Here is a 22,047-nt window from a genome sequence, read left to right on the forward strand (position 1 = left end):
GAGGTGAAGAGTTATGAAATTACGTGCAAACCGTGTAGGCGAGCAAATGAAAAAAGAATTAGGCGACATCATTAGTCGTAAAATTAAAGACCCACGTATCGGATTTGTTACAGTAACAGATGTACAAGTGAGTGGTGATTTGCAAATTGCCAAAGTATATATTTCTGTTTTAGGTGACGAAGAACAGAAAGAAAATACGTTAAAAGGTTTAGCGAAGGCAAAAGGCTTTATTCGTTCAGAAATTGGCCAACGTATTCGTCTTCGTAAAACACCGGAAATTACCTTTGAGTTTGATGAGTCTATCGGATATGGTCATCGAATTGATACACTTTTACATGAAATTAATAAAGACGGTAAACGTGAAGAATAATGGATAGACATTTGTCTATCCATTTTTTCAATGCAAAATAAGTTTTGGATATTTACTACGAAAGAATTATGATGAGGTGAACATATATGGAAGGTGTAGTATTATTACATAAGCCAAAAGGCATGACATCACATGATTGTGTATTTAAATTAAGAAAGATATTGCGAGAAAAGAGAATTGGTCATACGGGAACATTAGACCCAGATGTAACGGGAGTATTACCACTTTGTGTGGGGAGAGCAACGAAGATTGCACAATTTTTAACAAGTGAAACGAAAACATATGAAGGTGAAGTAACATTAGGGTTTTCAACAACAACAGAAGATGCTTCTGGTGAAGTTGTGGAGAAACAAGATGTAAACCGTGTTATTACACGTAAAGAAGTAGAAGAGGTACTAGCGGAATTAACAGGCACGATTGAACAAATGCCACCAATGTTCTCAGCTGTAAAAGTAAACGGGAAAAAATTATATGAATATGCAAGAGCAGGACAAGAGGTGGAACGTCCAGTTCGTACAATTACGATTCATGAATTCGTATTACTTGATGACCGTGAAGTTTTTGAAGGAGAAAATATTTCATTCCGTTTCCGTGTAACGTGTAGTAAAGGAACATATGTAAGAACGTTAGCGGTAATGATCGGGGAGAAACTTGGTTTCCCATCACATATGTCTCACCTTGTAAGAACGGCATCTGGTGAATTTTTATTAGAAGATTGCATATCATTTGAAGAAATTGAAGAAAACGTGCAAAATGGAACAGTAGAGTCTATCTTCATTTCAATTGATGAAGCATTAAGTAAGTTTCCAAAAATGGTTGTAGATGAAAAGCAAGCAGAGAAAATCAAGAATGGTATGTTCTTAAAGAATGAATTAGAAATAACAGCACCATTTATTACAGTGTTTGATAAAAATGATCGTTGCTTAGCAATTTATGAACATCATCCGAAACATCCTGGCATGTTAAAGCCGATGAAAGTACTTGTGAATAATCAAGAACTAAAGCTATAATGAATTATTGGAAGGATTATTACAGAAAAAGGTGAATTCAAGCGTGAAACTTATTCATTTAACTCATCCACATGAACAAAATAAATTAGAATTACCACCTACTGTAATGGCATTAGGATTTTTTGATGGCATTCATTTAGGACATCAATGTGTAATTCGAACTGCGAAAAAAATAGCGGACGACCGAGGATATAAAAGTGCAGTTATGACATTTCATCCTCATCCATCTGTTGTTTTAGGGAAAAAGGATGCGCATGTGGAGTATATTACACCAATGCGTGATAAAGAAAAAATAGTCGAAAGCTTAGGAATCGATATATTATATGTGATTAAATTTGATGAATCATTTGCAGGGTTATTACCACAACAATTTGTAGATGATTATATTATTGGTTTAAATGTAAAGCATGTAGTAGCAGGGTTTGATTATTCATATGGACGTTTAGGAAAAGGAAAGATGGAGACTTTACCATTTCATGCAAGAGGGGAGTTTACACAAACTGTGATTGAAAAAGTTGAATTTCAAGAAGAGAAAGTAAGTTCTACAGCATTACGAAAGTTAATTCGAAATGGCGAAATGGAACAAATTCCATCTATTTTAGGTAGAGCCTATACTGTAGCGGGAACAGTTATACACGGCGACAAACGTGGGCGTCAAATTGGTTTTCCAACAGCTAATGTAGGTTTAAGTGATGAGTATTTATTGCCACCTGTAGGTGTTTATGCAGTGAGATTAAAAGTTCACGATGAATGGTACGATGGTGTATGTAATATTGGATATAAACCGACTTTTAAAGAAGATGGGCGCCAATTATCAATTGAAGTGCACTTATTTGAATTTAACAATGATATATACGATCAAAATGTTACAGTAGAGTGGCATATGCGTATAAGAGAAGAGAAGAAATTCAATGGCATTGATGAGTTAGTTGAACAAATCGCAAAAGATAAGAAAACAGCACAAGAATATTTTGCGAGCGAAAAGAATATACTTGCTTTTTCAAATGAAAAGTAGTATTCTATGTTATGTACTTTATGACAACCATTGCTTGGCATTGCGACTCACCGACGCTTGCTAGGTAATTGGGGGTTTAATTAATAGGAGGTGAAATAGGATGGCTTTAACACAAGAGCGTAAAAATGAAATCATTGCACAATTTAGAACTCATGAGACTGATACTGGTTCTCCAGAGGTTCAAATTGCTGTCCTAACGGAGCAAATTAACACTCTAAACGAGCACTTACGTACTCACAAGAAAGATCATCATTCACGTCGTGGTCTATTAAAGATGGTTGGTAAACGTCGTAATTTACTAACTTACCTTCGTAATAGCGATATCACACGTTACCGTGAATTAATCACAAAGCTTGGCTTACGTCGATAGTCAAAGAAGCGGGAATATTCCCGCTTTTTTGTTAGGTAAAAATATATCTTCTACGCTTTATAGCTTACTTAATTTTAGGCAATACTAGAGGTAGAATATTGTGATATACTATCCATTTACATAGAAGAATTGAATACTTTAAATTGAGAGGGGTACTTAAATGAGTCAAGAAAAGCAAGTCTTCTCGATAGATTTAGCTGGTCGCCAGCTAACAGTTGAAACTGGTCAGCTTGCCAAACAAGCGAACGGAGCAGTATTAGTAAGATATGGCGATACAGCGGTTCTATCTACAGCAACTGCATCAAAAGAAGCTAAAAATGTAGATTTTTTCCCACTTACAGTAAACTATGAAGAGCGTTTATATGCAGTCGGAAAAATTCCTGGCGGTTTTATTAAGCGTGAAGGTCGTCCAAGTGAAAAAGCAATTTTGGCAAGTCGTTTAATCGACCGTCCAATTCGTCCGCTATTCGCAGATGGTTTCCGTAACGAAGTACAAGTTGTCAGCATTGTAATGAGTGTTGATCAGGATTGTTCTTCTGAAATGGCAGCTATGCTTGGTTCTTCATTAGCGTTATCGATTTCAGATATTCCATTTGAAGGTCCAATCGCTGGTGCGACAGTTGGTCGTATTAATGGCGAATTCGTTATTAATCCAACAGTAGAACAGCAAGAACAAAGTGATATCCACTTAGTTGTAGCTGGTACGAAAGATGCGATTAACATGGTTGAAGCAGGAGCAGATCAAGTGCCTGAAGAAACAATGTTAGAAGCAATTATGTTTGGTCATGATGAAATTAAACGTTTAATTGCATTCCAAGAAGAGATTGTACAAGCTGTAGGTAAAGAGAAATCAGAAGTGAAACTTTATGAAGTTGACGCTGATCTTAATCAAGCTGTACGTGAAATGGCTGAGAAGGATATGCATTCTGCAATTCAAGTACATGAGAAACATGCACGTGAAGATGCAATTAACGAAGTGAAAAAGCGTGTAATCGAGCATTACGAAGCTGTGGAAGCTGACGCTGATACATTAGGACAAGTAAATGAGATTTTATATAAAATTGTAAAAGAAGAAGTACGTCGTCTTATTACAGTTGAAAAAATTCGCCCAGATGGCCGTAAAGGTGACGAAATCCGTCCTTTAGCATCAGAGGTTGGTATTTTATCTCGTACACACGGTTCTGGTTTATTCACACGTGGACAAACACAAGCATTAAGTATTTGTACATTAGGTGCATTAGGCGATGTGCAAATTTTAGATGGTCTTGGTGTAGAAGAATCAAAACGCTTTATGCACCATTACAATTTCCCATCATTTAGTGTTGGTGAAACAAGACCGATGCGTGGACCAGGTCGTCGTGAAATTGGTCACGGTGCACTAGGAGAGCGCGCACTTGAGCCTGTAATTCCATCTGAAAAAGATTTCCCATACACAGTACGCCTTGTATCTGAAGTATTAGAATCAAATGGTTCTACTTCACAAGCAAGTATTTGTGGTAGTACTTTAGCAATGATGGATGCGGGTGTTCCACTTAAAGCTCCAGTTGCAGGTATTGCAATGGGTCTGGTTAAATCTGGTGAGCATTACACAATTTTATCTGATATTCAAGGTATGGAAGATCATTTAGGTGATATGGACTTTAAAGTAGCAGGTACAGCACAAGGTGTAACTGCGCTGCAAATGGACATTAAAATCGATGGTTTATCACGTGAGATTTTAGAAGAGGCATTACAACAAGCGAAAATTGGTCGTGTGCACATTCTAAATCATATGTTATCTGTTATTGCAGAGCCACGTACTGAATTATCAGCTTACGCTCCAAAGATTATTACAATGACAATCAACCCAGATAAAATCCGTGACGTTATTGGACCAAGCGGTAAACAAATCAATAAAATTATTGAAGAAACTGGCGTTAAAATTGACATCGAGCAAGATGGTACAGTATTCATTTCATCAATAAATCAAGAAATGAACGACAAAGCTAAGAAGATTATCGAAGATATCGTTCGCGAAGTACAAGTAGGTGAGATCTACGAAGGAAAAGTGAAACGTGTTGAGAAATTTGGTGCTTTCGTTGAATTATTCAGCGGTAAAGATGGATTAGTTCATATTTCTGAACTTGCACTTGAGCGTATAGGTAAAGTAGAAGACGTTGTGAAAATCGGTGATGTAATTACAGTTAAAGTTATCGAGATTGACAAGCAAGGTCGCGTAAATCTATCTAGAAAAGTATTGCTAAAAGAAGAGCAAGAAAAAGAAGCTGCTAAAGAAGAAAACAAACAAGAGCAGCAATAAGTAAAAGCCAGTTAAACTGGCTTTTTTTGTTATGTAAAAAACATGATGTTCATATATTTTTATGTCGGTATAGGTATAGTTTTCATTATAACGCTCAAATTAACAAAGATAAGAAGAAAATGTTTTTATATAGTTAATTTGGGAGGGTTTATATGAAAGTTCGTATATTGGCATACATATGTATATTTTCTTTATATGTCAGTTTAGGCTCTTATTCTGTTTTTGCACAAGATAACTTGCATGAAGAAATTCAAAAGCATGCAAAACAGTATGAGATTGCACCTCAAAATGCGATGATTGATAAAATATGGAAGGCAACACCTGGATATAATGGAAGACAAGTGGATATTGAAGCATCGTATAATAATATGAAGAAGCTAAAGGAATTTGATCAAAAATATCTTGAATTCAAAGAAGTCTCACCGAGTGTTCATTTGGAAGATTTATCACCAGCTCCAATTTATAGAGGGCATCCAAATAAAAAGATGGTAGGATTAACAATAAATGTGGCATGGGGAAATGAGTATTTGCCTCGCATATTAGAAATCTTGAAAAAGCATGATGTGAAGGCCACTTTCTTTTTAGAAGGACGTTGGGTGAAAGAAAATTTGCGGTTTGCAAAAATGATTGTCGATGCAAAACAAGAAGTTGGAAATCACTCATACACACACCCTAATATGAAAACGTTATCGTCAGATGAAATACGAGATCAGTTACAAAAAACAAATCGAATGATAGAAGTAGCAACGAATCAAAAAGTAAGATGGTTTGCCCCGCCGAGTGGAAGCTTTCGAGATGAAGTCGTAAAGATTGCAGATGATTTTCAAATGGGAACGATTATGTGGACTGTAGATACGATTGATTGGAAGCGACCTGAGCCGGATGTACTATTGCAGAGAGTAATGAGAAAAATACATCCAGGTGCTATCATATTAATGCATCCTACTTCGTCTACAGAAGAGGCTTTAGAAACAATGATTATAAAATTGAAGGAACAAGGATATAAAGTGGGGAATATAACTGAATTACTGGATGAAAAACGTGTGGATTAAATACATTTGCATGACATTCATCCTTAAACTTGTTATCATTAAATAATAGCGTTTTATTTAGAGAAACTGGCAGTAGGAGGAAAGTTTTTGATTAAAAAATATACTTGTAAAAATGGTGTAAGAATAGTTATGGAGAATATACCAACTGTAAGATCGGTTGCAATTGGTATTTGGATCCATGCGGGATCAAGAAATGAAAATGAAAAAAATAATGGGATTTCTCACTTTTTAGAGCATATGTTCTTTAAAGGGACAGAAACACGTAGTGCACGAGAGATTGCAGAATCATTTGATAGCATTGGTGGTCAAGTGAATGCATTTACTTCAAAAGAATATACTTGTTACTATGCAAAAGTATTAGATGAGCATGCTAAATATGCTTTAGATGTTTTAGCAGATATGTTCTTTAATTCAACATTTGATGAGGAAGAACTGAAAAAAGAGAAGAATGTCGTATGTGAAGAAATTAAAATGTACGAAGATGCGCCAGATGATATTGTGCATGATATGTTAACGAAAGCAACATATGAAACGCATCCACTTGGATATCCTATTTTAGGAACAGAAGAAACGCTTAATACGTTTACAGGTGATACGTTACGTCAATATATAAAAGATCATTACACACCTGAAAATGTAGTTGTATCAGTTGCAGGAAATATTGATGAAGCATTTTTACAAACAGTGGAGCAATATTTCGGTAGTTATGAAGGAACAACAAACCGTGAACAAGTACATAGCCCAATTTTCCATTTCAATAAGGTAGCCCGTAAAAAGGAAACGGAACAAGCTCATTTATGTCTAGGATATAAAGGCTTACAAATGGGACACGAAGATATTTATAACTTAATTGTATTAAATAATGTTTTAGGCGGTAGCATGAGTAGCCGTTTATTCCAAGAAGTACGTGAGCAACGTGGATTAGCTTACTCGGTATTTTCTTACCACTCTTCTTATGAAGATACAGGTATGTTAACACTTTACGGTGGAACAGGTAGCCAACAATTAGATACACTGTATGAAACAATGCAAGAAACATTAGAGACATTGAAAAATACAGGTATTACAGAAAAAGAGCTTATGAATAGTAAAGAGCAATTAAAAGGAAACTTAATGTTAAGTTTAGAAAGTACAAATAGCCGTATGAGTCGTAACGGTAAAAATGAATTGCTTCTTCGTAAACATCGTTCACTTGATGAGATTATTGAAAGTGTAAACACTGTAACAAAAGAAAATGTGGACGGATTAATTCGCAACATGTTTACTGATGAATTCTCTGCGGCACTTATTAGTCCAGACGGAAAACTTCCAAAAGGAATAAAACTATAATCGATTTTTATGATGTATCTGATAATAACCTTCTCTCTTTTTAAATGAGAGAAGGTTATTTTTTTTATACATATAGAATAGGTACTAATTATAGACAATGCAAATGAAAAATTCAGTAGGGAGTGGAGTATGTATGCGATTAAGTGAATTAAGTGGTAAAGAGGTTGTAGATATAGAAAAAGCGGAAAAAATGGGAGTCTTAGGTTATATGGATTTAGAGATTAATGAGAAAGACGGACGAATACAAACACTTATAATACCTGTAGGGAAGTGGGGAGGTTTTAAAAAGGAACCACAAGAAGTAAGGGTGGCATGGAATCAAATAAAGAAAGTCGGACATGATATGCTTCTTTGTGATAGTATAGATCGTTCAAATTCGGAGTGAAGGATGGCCATTTTGGTCATCTTTTTTTGTATCTACATAGAAACCTGATAAATCATATGTGCATTTGGATTTTCAATCACCATAAACTCGTACATTACATATGATGTGGAGGAAAAAGAAAAAGTAGGCACTTTTCTTATAAATGACAGAAAAAGAAGGTGAATTAGGGAATGTTGACTGAGATGCATATTGCTGTCATAGGAGGAGATGCAAGGCAGCTAGAAGTAATTCGTAAGCTAGTTGAATTGGATGCGAAACTTTCTTTGATAGGGTTTGATCAGTTAGATCATGGTTTCACAGGGGCAGCAAAAGAAAGTATACAAAATTTAGATTTCACTTCTGTAGACGCAATTATTTTGCCGGTTGCAGGTACAAATGCTAAAGGAGAAGTAGATACTATTTTTTCAAATGAAAAAGTTTCAATAACGAAAGAACAAATTGAAAATACACCAGAACACTTTACTATATATTCGGGTATTGGTACACCTTACTTGGAAAATCTCGTATCTACTACGAACCGAAAACTTGTTAAATTATTTGATCGTGATGATGTGGCAATATACAATTCTATTCCAACTGTAGAAGGTACATTAATGATGGTAATTCAACATACCGACTATACAATTCATGGGTCCAATGTAATGGTTCTAGGATTTGGTAGAACAGGAATGAGTGTTGCGAGAGCATTTCAATCATTAGGAGCCCATGTCAAAGTTGGAGCAAGACGATCTGAACATATTGCACGTATTACAGAAATGGTGTTTTCTCCTTTTCATATGCAAGACATAGAGAAAGAAGTAGGAAATATCGATATTGTAATCAATACAATTCCGCACCTCGTTGTAACAGCGAATGTTATTGCAAAAATGCCAGCTCATACGTTAGTGATTGATTTAGCCTCTAAACCAGGCGGTACTGACTTTAGATATGCGGAAAAAAGAGGAGTCAAAGCGTTGCTAGCACCTGGATTACCAGGTATTGTTGCTCCCAAAACGGCTGGGCAAATTTTAGCAAATGTTCTTTCTCAGTTATTAGCAGCAGATGCAATTGCAAAGGAGGAGGAAAAGAAATGAGTTTGAAGGGGAAACGAATTGGTTTCGGATTTACGGGTTCACATTGTACGTATGAGGAAGTTATGCCGCACTTAGAAAAATTAATTGCTGAAGGGGCAGAAGTACGTCCCGTTGTTTCATACACTGTTCAATCAACAAATACTAGATTTGGAGAAGGAGCAGAGTGGATTAAGAAAATTGAAGAAATAACAGGTTTTAAAGCAATTAATTCAATTGTTGGAGCAGAGCCACTTGGACCTAAAATTCCATTAGACTGCATGGTAATCGCTCCTTTAACAGGAAATTCTATGAGTAAATTTGCAAATGCAATGACAGATTCTCCAGTACTAATGGCAGCAAAAGCGACGCTAAGAAATGGCAAGCCTGTCGTATTGGCAGTTTCGACGAATGATGCTTTAGGATTAAATGGGGTAAATCTAATTACACCAACAAGGTGACGACAAAGCATAAACGCTTATATGTCGCCATCTTGAGGGAGCTTAGGGTAAAGCACAAGTTCGAAATCATCGAGCCTTTGCCATTTTTCCTTTTTATAAACAGCCTTTTCTAAAACCGACTTTAGGAGGCTGTTTTTCTTTTTGGGATCATCTGTTTTAAAGTACAGATCAAGAACATGCTCCACTTGAGGTATTGTGTCTTTCTTGACTTTTTCCTTCTTAATTTCGGTTTTAATTTCTTTCTTTAAGTTTTTCATAGTGGAAGTAATTTCAGTTATACGGTCAGAAACTACATTCGAGCGTTCTAAAAACATATCGACTGTGTAAACGCCACGTTCTAATAAATCATGTAAATTATTTTTTTGTTTTTGGACATCCACTAATTCTTTTTCAAGCTTGCGCAATGCAGCTTCATTCATTTGAATAACTTGTGTTTCTTTTAATTTGTCATCTTGCTTATGTTTTTCAAAATCAGCTTTATAATTGATGTACCATTCTTTTAATGCCTCGAGTAAACGCTTTTCAATTAATTCAGTATAACTTGATTTGTTTTCACAGCCACGGTGTTTACAATCCATCGTTTCTTTTCGATTCTTTGGATAACGTTGTACCATACTGTAACCACATTTAGCGCATTTAATAATACCAGCCAATGGATTTTTTATTCCGTTCGTATTGTAGGGAATGTGATATCTTGAGTTTAATTTTTCTTGTACTTGCTCAAATAAGCTCTGGGGTATGATGGGCTCATGTTTGCCATCAGCAATAATCCACTCTGATTTATCTTGTCTTGCACAACTACGTTTCACAGCGTCAGGACGTTTTACTTCTTTTCTCTTTTGCCAAGTCACCTTTCCGATATACACATTATTTTTTAATATATCTAAGATGCTGTAGGGGTTCCATTCATTACCTAGCTTACTTTTGTAGCCAAGGTCATTTAACTTGCTTCTAATTGCATTTGCTCCCATATCCTCATTTGCATACCAATCAAATATCATTCTTACAACTGAAGCTTCTTCTGGAATAATCGTTAAAGTACGTTCTCGCTTATTTAAGCGATGGATATCATATCCGAATGGTGCATGTGTACCAAGGTAATTCCCAGCCTCTACACTGGCGACACGACCTCGTTGCATACGGCGTGTAATAATCTTTAACTCCTTACGAGCCATAAAAGCTTCAAATTCGCTGTATTCTTCATCCCACTCATCATTAAGGTCATAAGTCTTCCTAGGTGTCATAATCTTCGTATTCGAGCGTTTAAACGTCTCTAAAATGATTCCTTGCTCTTTCATACCACCACGACCTAAACGATCCATATCCATACAAAGAACAACATCATATTTGTTATCTTCAATTTCTTCGAGCAGCGCTAACATCTCAGGGCGTTTTACTAAGCTCTCACCAGATACGATTTCCTCACGGACAGATAAAACATTTAAGTTCATTTCCTTGGCAATTTTCAGCAGGGTAGTGCGGTGCTTTGCTAATGTTTCACTTTCACCACGTGCTTCAGCTTCGAGATCGGCACGAGATTTTCTTAGGTAGATTGCGGTTTTCATAGTTAAACCTCCTTATTGATATGTATTATATGAATTGTAATGATTGGAATGAAGTAAATGATAATATAAAAAGCTAGCCGGATTTAATATGATTAAAAAAGCCCATGAATTGGACTTTCTAATCATGAATTACTTTATTGTATTCAAGCCAGTTTTTTGTTTCTGGATTATAAAGAAAAATTGTATTTTGTTCCTGTAAATCATTTACTCTTACTAGAACCCATTCTTTAGTTGAACGAGTATGGAGATGAATTAATTCTTCATTTTTGACATTAGTTTCTGAAATGAACTTTACAGTATAGTAAACTTTTTTTAATTCACCTATTTCTTTAAGATAGAGATACATAATCGCAATTAGGAAAACCCAAATTACTATTGGACCAACTAAAAATTGAATAGCCTGTTGAGATGTTAGATCAAATTTTAGTATTTGTTCTTTAGCTAAATAGAAATGCATGGCTTGGGTAAGTAGACTAGCAACCACAAGTATAATATATATAAGTTTGTTTAGACCCAAATACATAAAAATGATGCCATTTTTGATGAAAATAAGAGCATTTTTAGTTTTATTATGTTGGTTTAGCCACTCATTTTTTTTGTTAATAAAATTTTGGTAACTGTTAATTGTGTGTAAATAGTTTAAAGCGGTACAAATTATTTTAAATGCAATATAAATTAATATAGAGATAATTAAGATGAAAACTAACATAATATCTATAGTATATATTGTATTCAATTTAACTTTTGTTGGTTTAGGAAGACCAATAAAATATAAGGAGAACGATACAAATTGGAATAGAAGATAAAATCCAATAAAGGCCGTAATAGATTGTGTCATCTTTGTTAAAAACCTAATGTGTTTTCCTTCAAATATTAAATCAAAATTGGTTTTCTTATTATAGATAATTAGAACGCCCAAAAAAGAGGATATGGATAGAATTATTGGAAAAGCTTTAGATAATCCTTCAGAAAAAGAAGCTATATCTTTTATAAAAGTCATTTATATCAGTTCCCTTCTACAACTTTATATAACAATGAATATTAATATGTAACTAATATGTATCGGTCTTTAAATGAACGTGTGGTTGCTTAATCACCTGATTTGTTGCACCTTGCTATTTTATCTTGATAATCAAGTGCCTGTTTTTTTGCGATCGGATTGTCATCCATTTGTTCTAATTGAGATAACGCAGAACGTGCTGTATCGCAATCCATTTTTTCAATTTCTTGTCTCTCGAATCGTTCACGGCGAGAGGCTGCCGCCCTATCGAAAGCTTCCTCTTTCTCTTTTGGATCAGCGGCTTGAAGTTTTCTTATTTGCTCCTCCTTGAATCGCTCCGATTCGGGTCCTTCTATTTTTGGTGCTGATTGATTACTGGAATCATTTTCGTCGAGTTGTTTTTCTTGATTCTGATGTTGCTCTGCTTTGGTTGCTTGTTCTTGCTTCGCTTTTTCTTCCGCTTGGCGTTGCACTTCAGCTTCCTGACGTTGTTGTTCTTCTTGTTTTACTTTTTCTTCTACCTGATGTTGTTCTTCTGCACTCTTTGTTTCTTCTTGTGCGTGTTGTTCGTCTTCTTTAACTGGATTGTTAGTATCACAACCAACTAGTCCAATAGATAAAAAGAGCACTGTAAATGGTACTAGGTACTTTTTCATTATTAATCCTCCATAAGTTAATAGAATTGCATCTGCTTTCTTAACAAATATAGGTTTTTAAACGGGCGAATCCGCTAGGAATCCCATAAATCTCCGCAACTTCTTGAATAGATAAACGAGTATCCTTATAAGTAGAAATCATTTCACCGGTAAGTAACATTTCCACAGCAAATGTATTTGCTTCAATTTCTAAGCGATCCACTGAAAAGAAGGTTTGGTTACGCAAGAAGGGAGTATTTGCTTTAGGATGAAGTACAGCATGACCTAATTCATGTGCACAAACAAATCGTTGAGTAGTTTCGTTAATTTTATTATTAATATGAATGAATTTAAAGCGTTTATAAGTGTTGTAAAAACCAAGAGTATTCCCTAGGTCTTCAAACAACACTATAATATCTTTTCGTTTAGCAATTTCAAAGGGGTTTGTTGTGCCGTGTTTTTTTACGATTTTCAGTACGTAGTCTTCATCTCTCGCTCCGTTCATTCTTTTTTGTACTTGTTTGGAGTGAATTTTTGTTTGGCTAATTGTTTTGCCATGCGCATAGAGTTTTCCAGAGAAATGCGAATCATTTCTTTTGTGTGTTCGTCTATTGGTTCTCCGTCAAACATTAAGGCATCTTCGCTATTTTCTAAGTCTTTTAAAGTCTTTTCTAAGTCACGAGCGATATCACGAGTATCTTTTTTGTTTAAATCAGGAAGGGTATTAGACACTCTTGATTCATCTTCTCTTCCTAATAAATAATCTGTTGTTACGCCTAAAACATTCGCTAAATCTTTTAGCATTTCGTTTGAGGGAGTGCTATGACCATTCTCATAGTTACTAATGGTGCCTTTAGTGGTATTTACTTTATCGGCTAATTCTTGCTGAGTGAGCTTACGCGTTTTACGCGTTTCTTTTAGTCTTTGTCTCAACATTTTTAGCACCTCCCGTTAATAAAAAGTACAAAGATATTGTACCTTATATAGATTAATTGTAAAACTTTGTACAAGATGATTGTGCAAATGCATTAAAGTACAAGAATCTTGTACTTTAAGGTGGGAAGTAGGTGAGAAAATGCCATCAACTAACATGGCAGTACCAACAGACCCGTCGCATAAACATATAAAAAGCACTTCAAGAGGTGACACCATGAGCCAACAAGAAGAATATGCGGCGACTTATGAATTTGGAAAAACGAAAGTCCATGTTGTGGCTCCTGAGCCAAAATCACAAAAGGATATTGATAAAATCCGTCAAGCATATTACAAGGCTGGTTGGGCCATCATCAAAGAAATACAAGTAAAAGAAAACGTTGAGGAATAGTTCCTCTCTTTTTATATGAAAAGTAGACAAGTTACATATGTACTAAGTTCATTGTAACCATTTGAAAACTAAATATGGAGGCGAACAGATATGGGAACAAGCATATACTGCAATTCAGCAATAGGAGAATTATTACAGAATGCTAGAGAATGTTGTGACAATGTTCAGCTGAAAACGAAGAAAGGGCTATCTAAGTACCTTGGTATTACACACGAAAGATTAACCCGTATTGAATCTGGACTTTCTAAACCAGAATTTGAACTTGCGATGGATTGGTGCCATGCAACAGGAGCAAAGTTGAATCAACAAGCGATCAAACATATTTATGGTGTTGGATTGCCGCCGACAGATCCACGATTAACTCAGGATGTAAATCTTCAATTGATGAACTACATTAAGCAAGCTGAAGAGGGAATTGCGGCAGCAAAGGAAATCATGAACTTACAAGTTACAACAAGATCATGGAAGCATGATGAAAGAAAGAAACATGAATACGCAGTTCATGCAAAAGAAATCTTCGATACAATCCAAGCTACTCAATGTGTAGTACAAGCTCTTGAACAAGTTCATTTTGGCATTATGGAAGAAATACAAAGAAGTTGGTTGCAAAAGGCTATGGCAGAAAACGTTATTATTCAATCGGTGGATAGCTTAATGAATTTAACAAGGGTGCTGTAGAGGAGGAAAGAAAATGACAGTAGATTATAAGAAACCTAGCTTAAAAGAATATAAGGAATTAATTCGATATGACGCAAAGCTAACTGGTGAAATAAAAATAGCAGAGTTACTTAATAAGGATTCAAAAACAATTGAGTTAAAGCAAGAGAAGAAATTGTTGGGGATTCGAATCAAAATTATTGAAGCATCATTTATTTTGAAACATAAATGGGTAAATAAAAAAGCTACCGCCTAGACAACAGTAGCTCTGAAAAATATTGTAAAGCAATTATAACACTATATAAATCATTTGGACAAGCCACTGTGCTTGTCGTTATGACCAGAAAGGGATTGTTCCTCCCATACCTCTACAATGTTCCTTTCTGGTTGTAACGATGCGTACAGCATTAATTTAATTAGAAAGGAGATGTAATTTATGAATGATAAAAACAATCGTCTTCATGATCTTGTTCTTCCTGGAGATTTTTCATTTGCGAATAAACTTCGTAACTGTATGAGTGAATGTATTCATAACATGTTTAATGCAGAATCAATTGAAGAATCAAATCACTGGGAAGAAGAGTTGGAGCGATGTATAAGGGAATTTAAAATGCTTCGTGATACAAAAGAGGAACATGAGGCATCGATGAGTTATCGCGTAGTGATTAAAGATTTAAGAGCAAGAGGAGTTAACGCTTCGTTAGTAACACGTAGAAAATAAAAAGATCTATCACTTGGCAGAGTGATAGACAAACGGTCTTGCAAAAGATCTTAGGATTAATTATATCAAATTAGCATTCGTATAACAACGGAGTGTGCTACATGCTTTTAGCCAAATCATTACATAGAGTGTTGCTGAATCCTAAAGTGTTTCAACAAGCAACATCAGGGCAACACCTAATTTACTTAATAAAACAATATCTCAAAATAGGATATAAGCATTATCGCTTATTACGTGTAGAGGACGGATTCGCGATATGTAAACGGGAGGATGAATAATATGGCAGTTTATAGACCAGTACATGTTTCATTTTGGCAGGATTCATTTGTTTTAGATCTTACACCGGAGGACAAGTATTTCTACTTATATTTGATGACAAACAGTAAGACGTCTCAATCAGGAATCTATGAGCTTCCACTTCGTATCATTGAAACTGATACAGGATATAACCGTGAAACTGTTATGAAGCTATTAGAACGTTTTGCTGAATACGGAAAAATTAATTACAACCAAAAAACAAAAGAATTGTTCTTAATCAATTGGTTGAAATTCAATCCAATTAAAAATGTAAACATTGAAAAGTGTGTTTTAAAAGAAATTCAATCCGTAAAGGACCAGGATTTTTTAGTTGATTTTTATGAAACTTGCTTGCAATTAGAAAAAGAGCAAGATTTTAAAATTCCTCGTATTAAGGAGTATTTATCAGTCCGTTTGGAGGGGCTTATAAGGGGCTTCCAGGCCCCTAGCAAGGAAAAAGAAAAAGAAAAAGAAAAAGAAAAAGAAAAAGAAAAAGAAAAAGAAAAAGAACAACAACAAGAGGAACGTGCAGGCGCGGAAGAAGTTGTTGAGGTTAATCCAGTTTCTTTTTACGAGCAAAACTTCGGATTCATTACACCTTTTATTGCAGATGGTATTTATACTTGGATAGATGATTTAAATGCAGAGCTAGTTATTAAGGCTATGGAGATTGCTTTAGAGAAGAATGCGAGAAACATGTCTTACGTAAATACGATTTTAAGAGATTGGCATCTTAAAGGCTTTAAAACAGTAACTGATGTTGAGGCAGCTGATAAAGCATTTCGTGCTCAGCGATTAACAAAAGCGCAACAACAGACACAAGCTCCTTATCAACAAAAAGGATTATCGGAATCTACTAAAAACGTAATACAGCAGCAACAAGCATGGGAGCAGAACATCCCAACAGAAGAAGAACTTGCAGTACTTAATCAACAGAATGCGTGGTTGGCGAAATGAGTAACGATATAATTCGTAACGTAGAAGCTGAACAAAGTGTTTTAGGTAGCATAATCCAAGAAGGTGATTTAATTAAAGATTGTCAGCTAAAGGTAAAACAGTTTTCTTTACCAACACACAAAGTGATTTTTAAGGCGATGAGAGAATTAGAAGATGCTGAAGTTCCGATAGATCTTGTTGCTCTCATTGGAAAATTTGATGAAAGCTTTATGCATCAAATTGGTGGAATTGAATTCTTTGTAAACTTAACAGAAGTTGTTACTACTACTAAAAATTTCTCGTATCACGAAGGCTTAGTTATCGAAGCTTGGAAAATGCGACATGCTCAAGAGGTTGCTGGTAACTTATATAACCTTCTTCAGCAAGATAGGGATATGAGTGCTATTAGTATATCAATTGATGAATTAAGCGCCATTGAAGGAACGGGTTACTCAGATGAATTTAACTTGAAAGATACGCTTGTTGATTTATATAAGAACATACAAATTGATGTAGGAGATTTAACCGGTATACCAACTGGTTATGACGACCTGAACAGAATGATAGCAGGGAGGGTTACAAGAAGGTGATTTAATCATTGTCGGTGCCCGTCCTTCAATGGGGAAAACAGCATTTGTATTAAACGTTGCTTTTCATGCAGCAAGTGCTCATACAGCAACAGGAATCTTTTCACTAGAGATGGGAGAAGAGCAGCTACTAAAGAGAATGATCTCAAGTACTGGAAATATAGATGCTACAAAATTAAAGAATCCTAAGAAGCTATGTAATTTAAAGGATTGGGAAAAGATTAGTCAAGCGATGGGATTAATTAATGATTTGCCATTAGAAATTTACGATAAAGCAAATGTCACGATGCAAGAGATCTACGCTAAAATTAGGAAACTAAAGCGTAAGTACCCTGATAAAAAGATTTTAATTGCAATTGATTACTTGCAGCTTATTGTAGGGGATCCAAAGCATAGAGGGAACCGCATGCAAGAAATCGGTGAGATTAGTCGTAAGTTAAAACTGATGGCAAGAGAGCTCAATGTATGTGTAGTTGCATTATCACAGTTAAGTCGTGCTGTAGAAAGTAGACAAGATAAGAGGCCATTGCTATCAGATTTACGTGAAAATGGCCAAATTGAGCAAGATGCGGATTTAATCGCATTCTTATACCGTGAAGATTACTATGACCGCGAGACAGAAAATAAAAACATAACAGAAATTATTTTAGCGAAACAAAGGAACGGTCCAGTTGGTGTTGTTGAACTAGCATTCATTAAAGAATTTAGTAAGTTTGTAAATTTAGAGAGAAAGTTCAATCATCAACAGGAGGCTTAATCATGTTGTTACGTCAGGAAGTAGAACGTAGAAAACTAATAATCATTCGTAAATTATTGGGTTTAGGATTAGCTGAAATTAATGGACAAACATTAGATCAATTAACGTTAACGCAGCTTGAAGGGGTTCTAATAGCAAGTTTGCAGGTATTGGAGGGGGAAAAAACAATGCCAAAGCAATTAACAATTTTTGACGTGGAGCCAGTTGTATCATTTGATCCTAAGAAAGCTCATATCCACCGTTTGAATTCAAAATTAAGGTATACAGATGTGTTTGTGCAAATACCACGCCAAGCCAAAGCAATTGATGAATTAAAACCAACTACAGCGCCTGATGAGCGGTATGAGTTATTTGAGGATTATACGATTGGGATTTGGCGTTATAAACGAGCGGAGGATAAACAATTTGTATGGGAAGAGGCAGAAAAAATGTGTAAGCAAGCAAGGGATGAAAAAAAGCCGATCCCAATACGGCTCCATTTGTCACTTGACCAAGCATTTGTTCCAGAAAATGTTGTGCAATATCTATAGACAAATAAAAAAAGCTGAGATCACTCTCAACTTACTTCGACAAAGTAATTATAACATATGGGAGTGATCTTGGTGGGAATTAGAAAAGAAAATCTTGTTGAAATGACAGCTGAAATAGATTTGAAAACAAACGGAATATATATTGTTAAAAATGGTCAGGTTCAGCTAATAGAACCACCTCAAAGTGGATTTGGTGAACAATCATTTGTATATTAAAGTGGAAAAGTAATTCGGATGGAAGAGCGGAAGACGAGATTACTTTAATACTATTTTAGAAAAGAAGATTTAAGAAAAAATCGAGATTTAAAGGGGGGGCTTGGAGTGCTGATTTTATGAGTTTTTTATTTTCAAAAAAGTATGTTTTAATTTGCGAGGATGATAGGACTGTGAAAAGGTCTATGCGAATTGATATGAGGTAGAGGGCATAATTGTTTATTTTGATTGTAAAGTAATTGAATTAATGGGAGAATATGAAACACAAGGCCCAGACAAAGTTTAACTATAATCTTTATCTGGGTTTTGTCTATGTATTAGATATTATAGAGGGTGAAAATGCTATTAGAGAAAAAAGTCAATTTGTAATGTTAATAACTTATACTACCAACTGTATAATCATTACTGTAATCTATACTTGCAGAAACCTCCTTCTTTTTGTCACCAGATATATAGCCAGATACCTCAAGCCTACTACGAGAGATATCTGTAGAAAATTCTACTTTTGTCACTGTAATATTCCAATTTTTCTCCTTTTTAAAATACTCGATAGCGGCTTGTGATGCTTTTTCTTTCATTTCATTTTGTTCTTTTTCACTATAAGGGTGGGTAGCCTTATAAATTTGATATATAGTGCACGAACCTAAACCTAAAACAACCAATAATGTTATTAAAAGGATTTTTTTCATTTCTTACCACCTCTATTTTTCATTCGGTTTTGAAGCTTGGACATCCCTGTTTAGGTGGCTATCTGAAATCACATAGGTTTCTTTTTTCATAGAAAACTCCCCTCCATAGTAAACAGATCAAGGTGATTTCTTTTTACTGTCTGCTATAAGGGGAGCGTATCAAATCTAGGTCTCTTTTTTATGGTGAGGAAAGTTCTCTTACTTCGTAATCATTGGTAGAAGATACTACAACAGAAAAAGTTTTATTTTTATCATTAGAAATATATCCGTTAACAAAAAGTTTTAATCCGCCCAATTCACTTGAAAATTCAGTATCTGTAATAGTAACATCAATATTTTTTTCTTTCTTAAAATATTCAATCGTAGCTTTGTTTGCTTTATTTTTAATTTCTTGCTTTTCTTGGGGAGTCATTGACATTAAAGGATTTGCTGTATGTATGAATTTTATAACTGCGCAAGAAGCCATACCGACAAGAATTACACTGATAATTATTGTAATTTTTAGTGATTTTTTGATTGCAATTCACCTCCCGCTATTATTATACTTATATTACCAAATGAATGGGGTTAAGGAAAGAGGGAGAAGGGTTGACTACTATTATATCAGATTCAACTTATAATAAATTATCTGAGGCTGCATATCAAAAAGAAGATAAAATAGACATTGCCGGTTGGAAGCCAATACACCCAAAAGGCGCAAAATTACATGACCCTGAAACAGGTTTCGATGCAGTTGTTTTTCAAAATGAAACAACTAAAGAAATTGTTGTTGCTTATAGAGGAACGGAAGGGAAAGAATCATTAGATAGATCGGTGCCTGATTTTTTAACTGATGCAAAATATATATTAATGGGTAAGAATCCGATACAAGATGGTGAGAAAATAAATCCGTATGATAAAAGTCAAGTAATAGCAGCTAACCAGTTTACACAATCAGTATCACTTTTAGAAATAGTAAAAAATGAATATCAGGGTGCGAAAATTTCAACTACAGGACATTCTTTAGGTGGTGCCAATGCTCAATTTGCTAGTGCAATATGCGGTGTACCTGCTGTTACTTACAGTGCCCCTGGCATTTATGATATGCTTCCAAAGGACATAAAGAAAAAAGTAGATGCAGGAGAATATAAAGGACAAATAACTAATTATATTAATCCGAAAGATTCAATTTCTGGTGGTGCTCTAAGAGAAGATAAAACACATATTGGTGATACCTATATGGTCAATTCTGATTTTAAAACAGCAAATAATGACTATGGGATGCATCAAATTGATAGGTTTTTAGATTCAATAGGAGCAAAGGATTATCACGGTCTAGGAAATTATCACTTTGATAGTTTCGGTAATATTAATAATTCCATGTTAGTAGACGTAAACACGGGTCACAAATTATATAAGTCTCCCAGATATTCAATACAGCATGGTGAAATCAAGATAGTCATGGAATACTTAGAAGAATCAGCAAAAAAAATGCAACAAAGTGCGGAAGAATTTCAAAATCAGATACCACGAGTAGTTTCAGAAGTAATGCAGCATCTTAGTTCAACTAAGAGTCAACGTCTGGAGAGAAGGATTGAAGAATTGTATCATTGCTTAGATCAAACCAGTAGAGTATATGCGACAAAAGCCGGGGAAGTATCAGCTTTTATAAAGAGAAAAGCCGATGAATATAAGGCAGCAGATGAAAATTTTCAAGGATTTGAGTGGTTAAAAAAATGAGACAAATGTATTTTAATGAGGAACATATAGAAGCAGCATTAGGGCGTTTAACAAATTTGATTATAGATATAAATAAAAATCAAGAGAGAGTAAATGATATTTATAATCTTATACAAGCAGGTTGGTCGCAAAATGGAGCTGGAAAGAAAGCGATTGAAGATTTGGAGTATTTACGAAAAGAACTAAATCACTCTGTGAATGAAATTGAAACAAAGAAACAGAGGTTGAGAGATGATTGGGAACTTATTAAAGCAGTAGACAGGAGCTATAAATAAGTATATGAAAATGTTCAGAGCCGAAAGGCTCTATAGTTTTGCTTTAAAATGAAATTTTTATAGAAATTTCATTTTGTCATAAATAAAAAGGCGGTTGTTTCCATAACCACCTTTTAGTAAAATAAAGTACTTTTTCAGAAAAAATATTGAAACAATTCAAATCCGCATCATTTGAATCAAAGTAGCAGCAGGTACCCTAATTCCTTCTAATTGATTATTTTTAGATACAAGCCAATTGTTTTCATCCAATAGGATTGGATTTACATCATCTGAAGGTGGATTATTTTCATAATTTAGATTTTCGTTATTCCCCACATACTGAATTCATAATGATATTCCGTTCTTTCGATACATACGCCGAATTCTAAATCATCACCAACTAATACAAAATCCGCATACCCAGTTAGAAATCTTGATATGGTTGATAACTCTTCTAGATTATCAAATACTTCAGCAATGTTTAGCTTAACTGCTTCAATTTTACCACCCTTAGAGAAAAAGAGTCTCCCTTGATTAACTGGAAATTTAATATTTTTAGCTGTTTCTTTTAACAGCGCTATTGATAGTCTTCCGTTTTCTTCATAATCAGTGCTACCAAAATTTTTTATGTTTGAATTTTGTTCTAGCGTATTAAATAATTCTTTACAAAATAAATCATTAGATTCTGCATCCATAAATGAGTCCATAGAAATCGTAACAATATTAGAAAGTTCGTCTATTAGTTCTTTTCTACTAGCGTTTCTTTTTGCTTTCATTTTTAGAATTTCGATTCGGCTTTTATTCATATTACTCAAAATCTTTC

27 protein-coding genes and 2 pseudogenes are annotated in these 22,047 nt (G+C 34.8%); 20 read left to right on the forward strand and 9 right to left on the reverse strand.

All coding sequences use genetic code 11. The features are described 5' to 3' along the window. Nucleotides 1-13: 13 nt before the first annotated feature. The 10 genes and pseudogenes from rbfA to dpaB form a co-directional block, all read left to right on the forward strand. The gene (rbfA, locus tag BM089_RS14705; protein WP_000776437.1) at nt 14-370 is read left to right on the forward strand and encodes a 30S ribosome-binding factor RbfA; all 357 of its coding nucleotides are present in this window, start codon (nt 14-16) and stop codon (nt 368-370) included. 86 nt (nt 371-456) lie between these two features. Next, a complete protein-coding gene (truB, locus tag BM089_RS14710) occupies nt 457-1,380 on the forward strand; it encodes a tRNA pseudouridine(55) synthase TruB (RefSeq protein ID WP_000399362.1) in 924 nt (307 codons plus the stop codon). Nucleotides 1,381-1,423: 43 nt separating this feature from the next. Next, nucleotides 1,424-2,395 (forward strand): bifunctional riboflavin kinase/FAD synthetase, encoded by a 972-nt coding sequence (gene ribF / locus BM089_RS14715; protein ID WP_090977192.1) that lies wholly within the window; start codon nt 1,424-1,426, stop codon nt 2,393-2,395. Nucleotides 2,396-2,495: 100 nt separating this feature from the next. Beyond that, complete coding sequence (gene rpsO, locus BM089_RS14720) at nt 2,496-2,765, forward strand: 30S ribosomal protein S15 (protein ID WP_001229392.1); 270 nt, start codon at nt 2,496-2,498, stop codon at nt 2,763-2,765. Nucleotides 2,766-2,925: 160 nt separating this feature from the next. Then, entirely contained in the window at nt 2,926-5,064 is a 2,139-nt protein-coding gene (gene pnp / locus BM089_RS14725) for a polyribonucleotide nucleotidyltransferase (protein WP_090977194.1), read from the forward strand. Between the two features lie 152 nt (nt 5,065-5,216). After that, nucleotides 5,217-6,116: a polysaccharide deacetylase family protein gene (locus BM089_RS14730; protein WP_090977196.1), complete on the forward strand. Its 900-nt coding sequence runs from the start codon at nt 5,217-5,219 to the stop codon at nt 6,114-6,116. 87 nt (nt 6,117-6,203) lie between these two features. Then, nucleotides 6,204-7,445: a M16 family metallopeptidase gene (locus tag BM089_RS14735; RefSeq protein ID WP_000593001.1), complete on the forward strand. Its 1,242-nt coding sequence runs from the start codon at nt 6,204-6,206 to the stop codon at nt 7,443-7,445. A gap of 133 nt (nt 7,446-7,578) precedes the next feature. Next, nucleotides 7,579-7,830 carry a YlmC/YmxH family sporulation protein gene (locus BM089_RS14740; protein WP_090977198.1) on the forward strand — a complete coding sequence of 84 codons (252 nt, stop codon included), beginning with the start codon at nt 7,579-7,581 and terminating at the stop codon, nt 7,828-7,830. Nucleotides 7,831-8,000: 170 nt separating this feature from the next. Continuing rightward, nucleotides 8,001-8,903, forward strand: a complete 903-nt coding sequence (gene dpaA, locus BM089_RS14745) for a dipicolinic acid synthetase subunit A (RefSeq protein WP_090977199.1) — start codon at nt 8,001-8,003, stop codon at nt 8,901-8,903. Continuing rightward, a pseudogene (gene dpaB, locus BM089_RS14750) lies at nt 8,900-9,325 on the forward strand (dipicolinate synthase subunit B); the annotation flags it as partial. The gene dpaA and the pseudogene dpaB, both read left to right, overlap by 4 nt. 32 nt (nt 9,326-9,357) lie before the next feature. Here the strand turns inward: dpaB and BM089_RS14755 are convergent. From BM089_RS14755 to BM089_RS14775, 5 genes are all read right to left on the reverse strand, one after another. Next, nucleotides 9,358-10,905 carry a recombinase family protein gene (locus BM089_RS14755; protein WP_090977201.1) on the reverse strand — a complete coding sequence of 516 codons (1,548 nt, stop codon included), beginning with the start codon at nt 10,903-10,905 and terminating at the stop codon, nt 9,358-9,360. Between the two features lie 118 nt (nt 10,906-11,023). Beyond that, entirely contained in the window at nt 11,024-11,905 is an 882-nt protein-coding gene (locus BM089_RS14760; protein WP_090977203.1) for a hypothetical protein, read from the reverse strand. A gap of 89 nt (nt 11,906-11,994) precedes the next feature. Beyond that, a complete protein-coding gene (locus BM089_RS14765; protein WP_016512393.1) occupies nt 11,995-12,561 on the reverse strand; it encodes a hypothetical protein in 567 nt (188 codons plus the stop codon). Nucleotides 12,562-12,601: 40 nt separating this feature from the next. Further along, nucleotides 12,602-13,045 carry an ImmA/IrrE family metallo-endopeptidase gene (locus BM089_RS14770; RefSeq protein ID WP_090977205.1) on the reverse strand — a complete coding sequence of 148 codons (444 nt, stop codon included), beginning with the start codon at nt 13,043-13,045 and terminating at the stop codon, nt 12,602-12,604. After that, the gene (locus BM089_RS14775) at nt 13,042-13,476 is read right to left on the reverse strand and encodes a helix-turn-helix domain-containing protein (protein WP_090977207.1); all 435 of its coding nucleotides are present in this window, start codon (nt 13,474-13,476) and stop codon (nt 13,042-13,044) included. Before BM089_RS14775 ends, BM089_RS14770 begins: the two co-directional genes overlap by 4 nt. 139 nt (nt 13,477-13,615) lie before the next feature. On the opposite strand from BM089_RS14775, the gene BM089_RS14780 reads away from it, so the two are divergent. The 8 genes and pseudogenes from BM089_RS14780 (at nt 13,616) to BM089_RS14815 (ending at nt 18,565) form a co-directional block, all read left to right on the forward strand. Continuing rightward, entirely contained in the window at nt 13,616-13,864 is a 249-nt protein-coding gene (locus BM089_RS14780; protein ID WP_001141264.1) for a hypothetical protein, read from the forward strand. 90 nt (nt 13,865-13,954) lie between these two features. Then, entirely contained in the window at nt 13,955-14,542 is a 588-nt protein-coding gene (locus tag BM089_RS14785) for a sporulation sigma factor-processing peptidase (RefSeq protein ID WP_090977209.1), read from the forward strand. A 13-nt stretch (nt 14,543-14,555) separates the two neighbouring features. Further along, complete coding sequence (locus BM089_RS14790) at nt 14,556-14,777, forward strand: hypothetical protein (protein ID WP_016512397.1); 222 nt, start codon at nt 14,556-14,558, stop codon at nt 14,775-14,777. A gap of 180 nt (nt 14,778-14,957) precedes the next feature. After that, nucleotides 14,958-15,242, forward strand: a complete 285-nt coding sequence (locus BM089_RS14795) for a hypothetical protein (protein ID WP_016512398.1) — start codon at nt 14,958-14,960, stop codon at nt 15,240-15,242. 279 nt (nt 15,243-15,521) lie between these two features. Continuing rightward, the gene (locus tag BM089_RS14800) at nt 15,522-16,496 is read left to right on the forward strand and encodes a DnaD domain-containing protein (protein ID WP_090977211.1); all 975 of its coding nucleotides are present in this window, start codon (nt 15,522-15,524) and stop codon (nt 16,494-16,496) included. After that, nucleotides 16,493-17,819 (forward strand): annotated as a pseudogene (gene dnaB, locus BM089_RS14805) (replicative DNA helicase). The gene BM089_RS14800 and the pseudogene dnaB overlap by 4 nt, the downstream one beginning before the upstream one ends. A 167-nt stretch (nt 17,820-17,986) precedes the next feature. Further along, nucleotides 17,987-18,349: a cell division protein SepF gene (locus BM089_RS14810; RefSeq protein ID WP_090977636.1), complete on the forward strand. Its 363-nt coding sequence runs from the start codon at nt 17,987-17,989 to the stop codon at nt 18,347-18,349. A 72-nt stretch (nt 18,350-18,421) separates the two neighbouring features. Then, entirely contained in the window at nt 18,422-18,565 is a 144-nt protein-coding gene (locus BM089_RS14815) for a DUF3954 domain-containing protein (RefSeq protein ID WP_090977212.1), read from the forward strand. Nucleotides 18,566-18,933: 368 nt separating this feature from the next. On the opposite strand, the gene BM089_RS14820 is transcribed toward BM089_RS14815, so the two are convergent. Both BM089_RS14820 and BM089_RS14825 read right to left on the reverse strand, forming a co-directional pair. Continuing rightward, nucleotides 18,934-19,251, reverse strand: a complete 318-nt coding sequence (locus BM089_RS14820) for a hypothetical protein (protein WP_090977214.1) — start codon at nt 19,249-19,251, stop codon at nt 18,934-18,936. A gap of 178 nt (nt 19,252-19,429) precedes the next feature. Beyond that, nucleotides 19,430-19,717, reverse strand: coding sequence for a hypothetical protein (locus tag BM089_RS14825; protein WP_016512406.1), 288 nt, complete (start codon nt 19,715-19,717; stop codon nt 19,430-19,432). Nucleotides 19,718-19,839: 122 nt separating this feature from the next. On the opposite strand from BM089_RS14825, the gene BM089_RS14830 reads away from it, so the two are divergent. Together BM089_RS14830 and BM089_RS14835 are read left to right on the forward strand one after the other, a co-directional pair. Continuing rightward, entirely contained in the window at nt 19,840-20,970 is a 1,131-nt protein-coding gene (locus BM089_RS14830) for a Tle-like phospholipase domain-containing protein (RefSeq protein WP_016512407.1), read from the forward strand. Further along, nucleotides 20,967-21,245: a hypothetical protein gene (locus BM089_RS14835; protein ID WP_002161963.1), complete on the forward strand. Its 279-nt coding sequence runs from the start codon at nt 20,967-20,969 to the stop codon at nt 21,243-21,245. The genes BM089_RS14830 and BM089_RS14835 overlap by 4 nt, the downstream gene beginning before the upstream one ends. Nucleotides 21,246-21,401: 156 nt before the next feature. Here the strand turns inward: BM089_RS14835 and BM089_RS31095 are convergent, their stop codons facing one another. Then, nucleotides 21,402-21,560 (reverse strand): hypothetical protein, encoded by a 159-nt coding sequence (locus tag BM089_RS31095; protein WP_175495686.1) that lies wholly within the window; start codon nt 21,558-21,560, stop codon nt 21,402-21,404. Beyond that, nucleotides 21,539-22,039: a YxiF family protein gene (locus tag BM089_RS14840; protein ID WP_000069067.1), complete on the reverse strand. Its 501-nt coding sequence runs from the start codon at nt 22,037-22,039 to the stop codon at nt 21,539-21,541. Before BM089_RS14840 ends, BM089_RS31095 begins: the two co-directional genes overlap by 22 nt. Nucleotides 22,040-22,047 lie beyond the last annotated feature (8 nt).

The sequence above is a fragment of the Bacillus sp. 5mfcol3.1 genome (genome assembly GCF_900114335.1).
Taxonomy (GTDB): Bacteria; Bacillota; Bacilli; order Bacillales; family Bacillaceae_G; genus Bacillus_A; species Bacillus_A thuringiensis_S.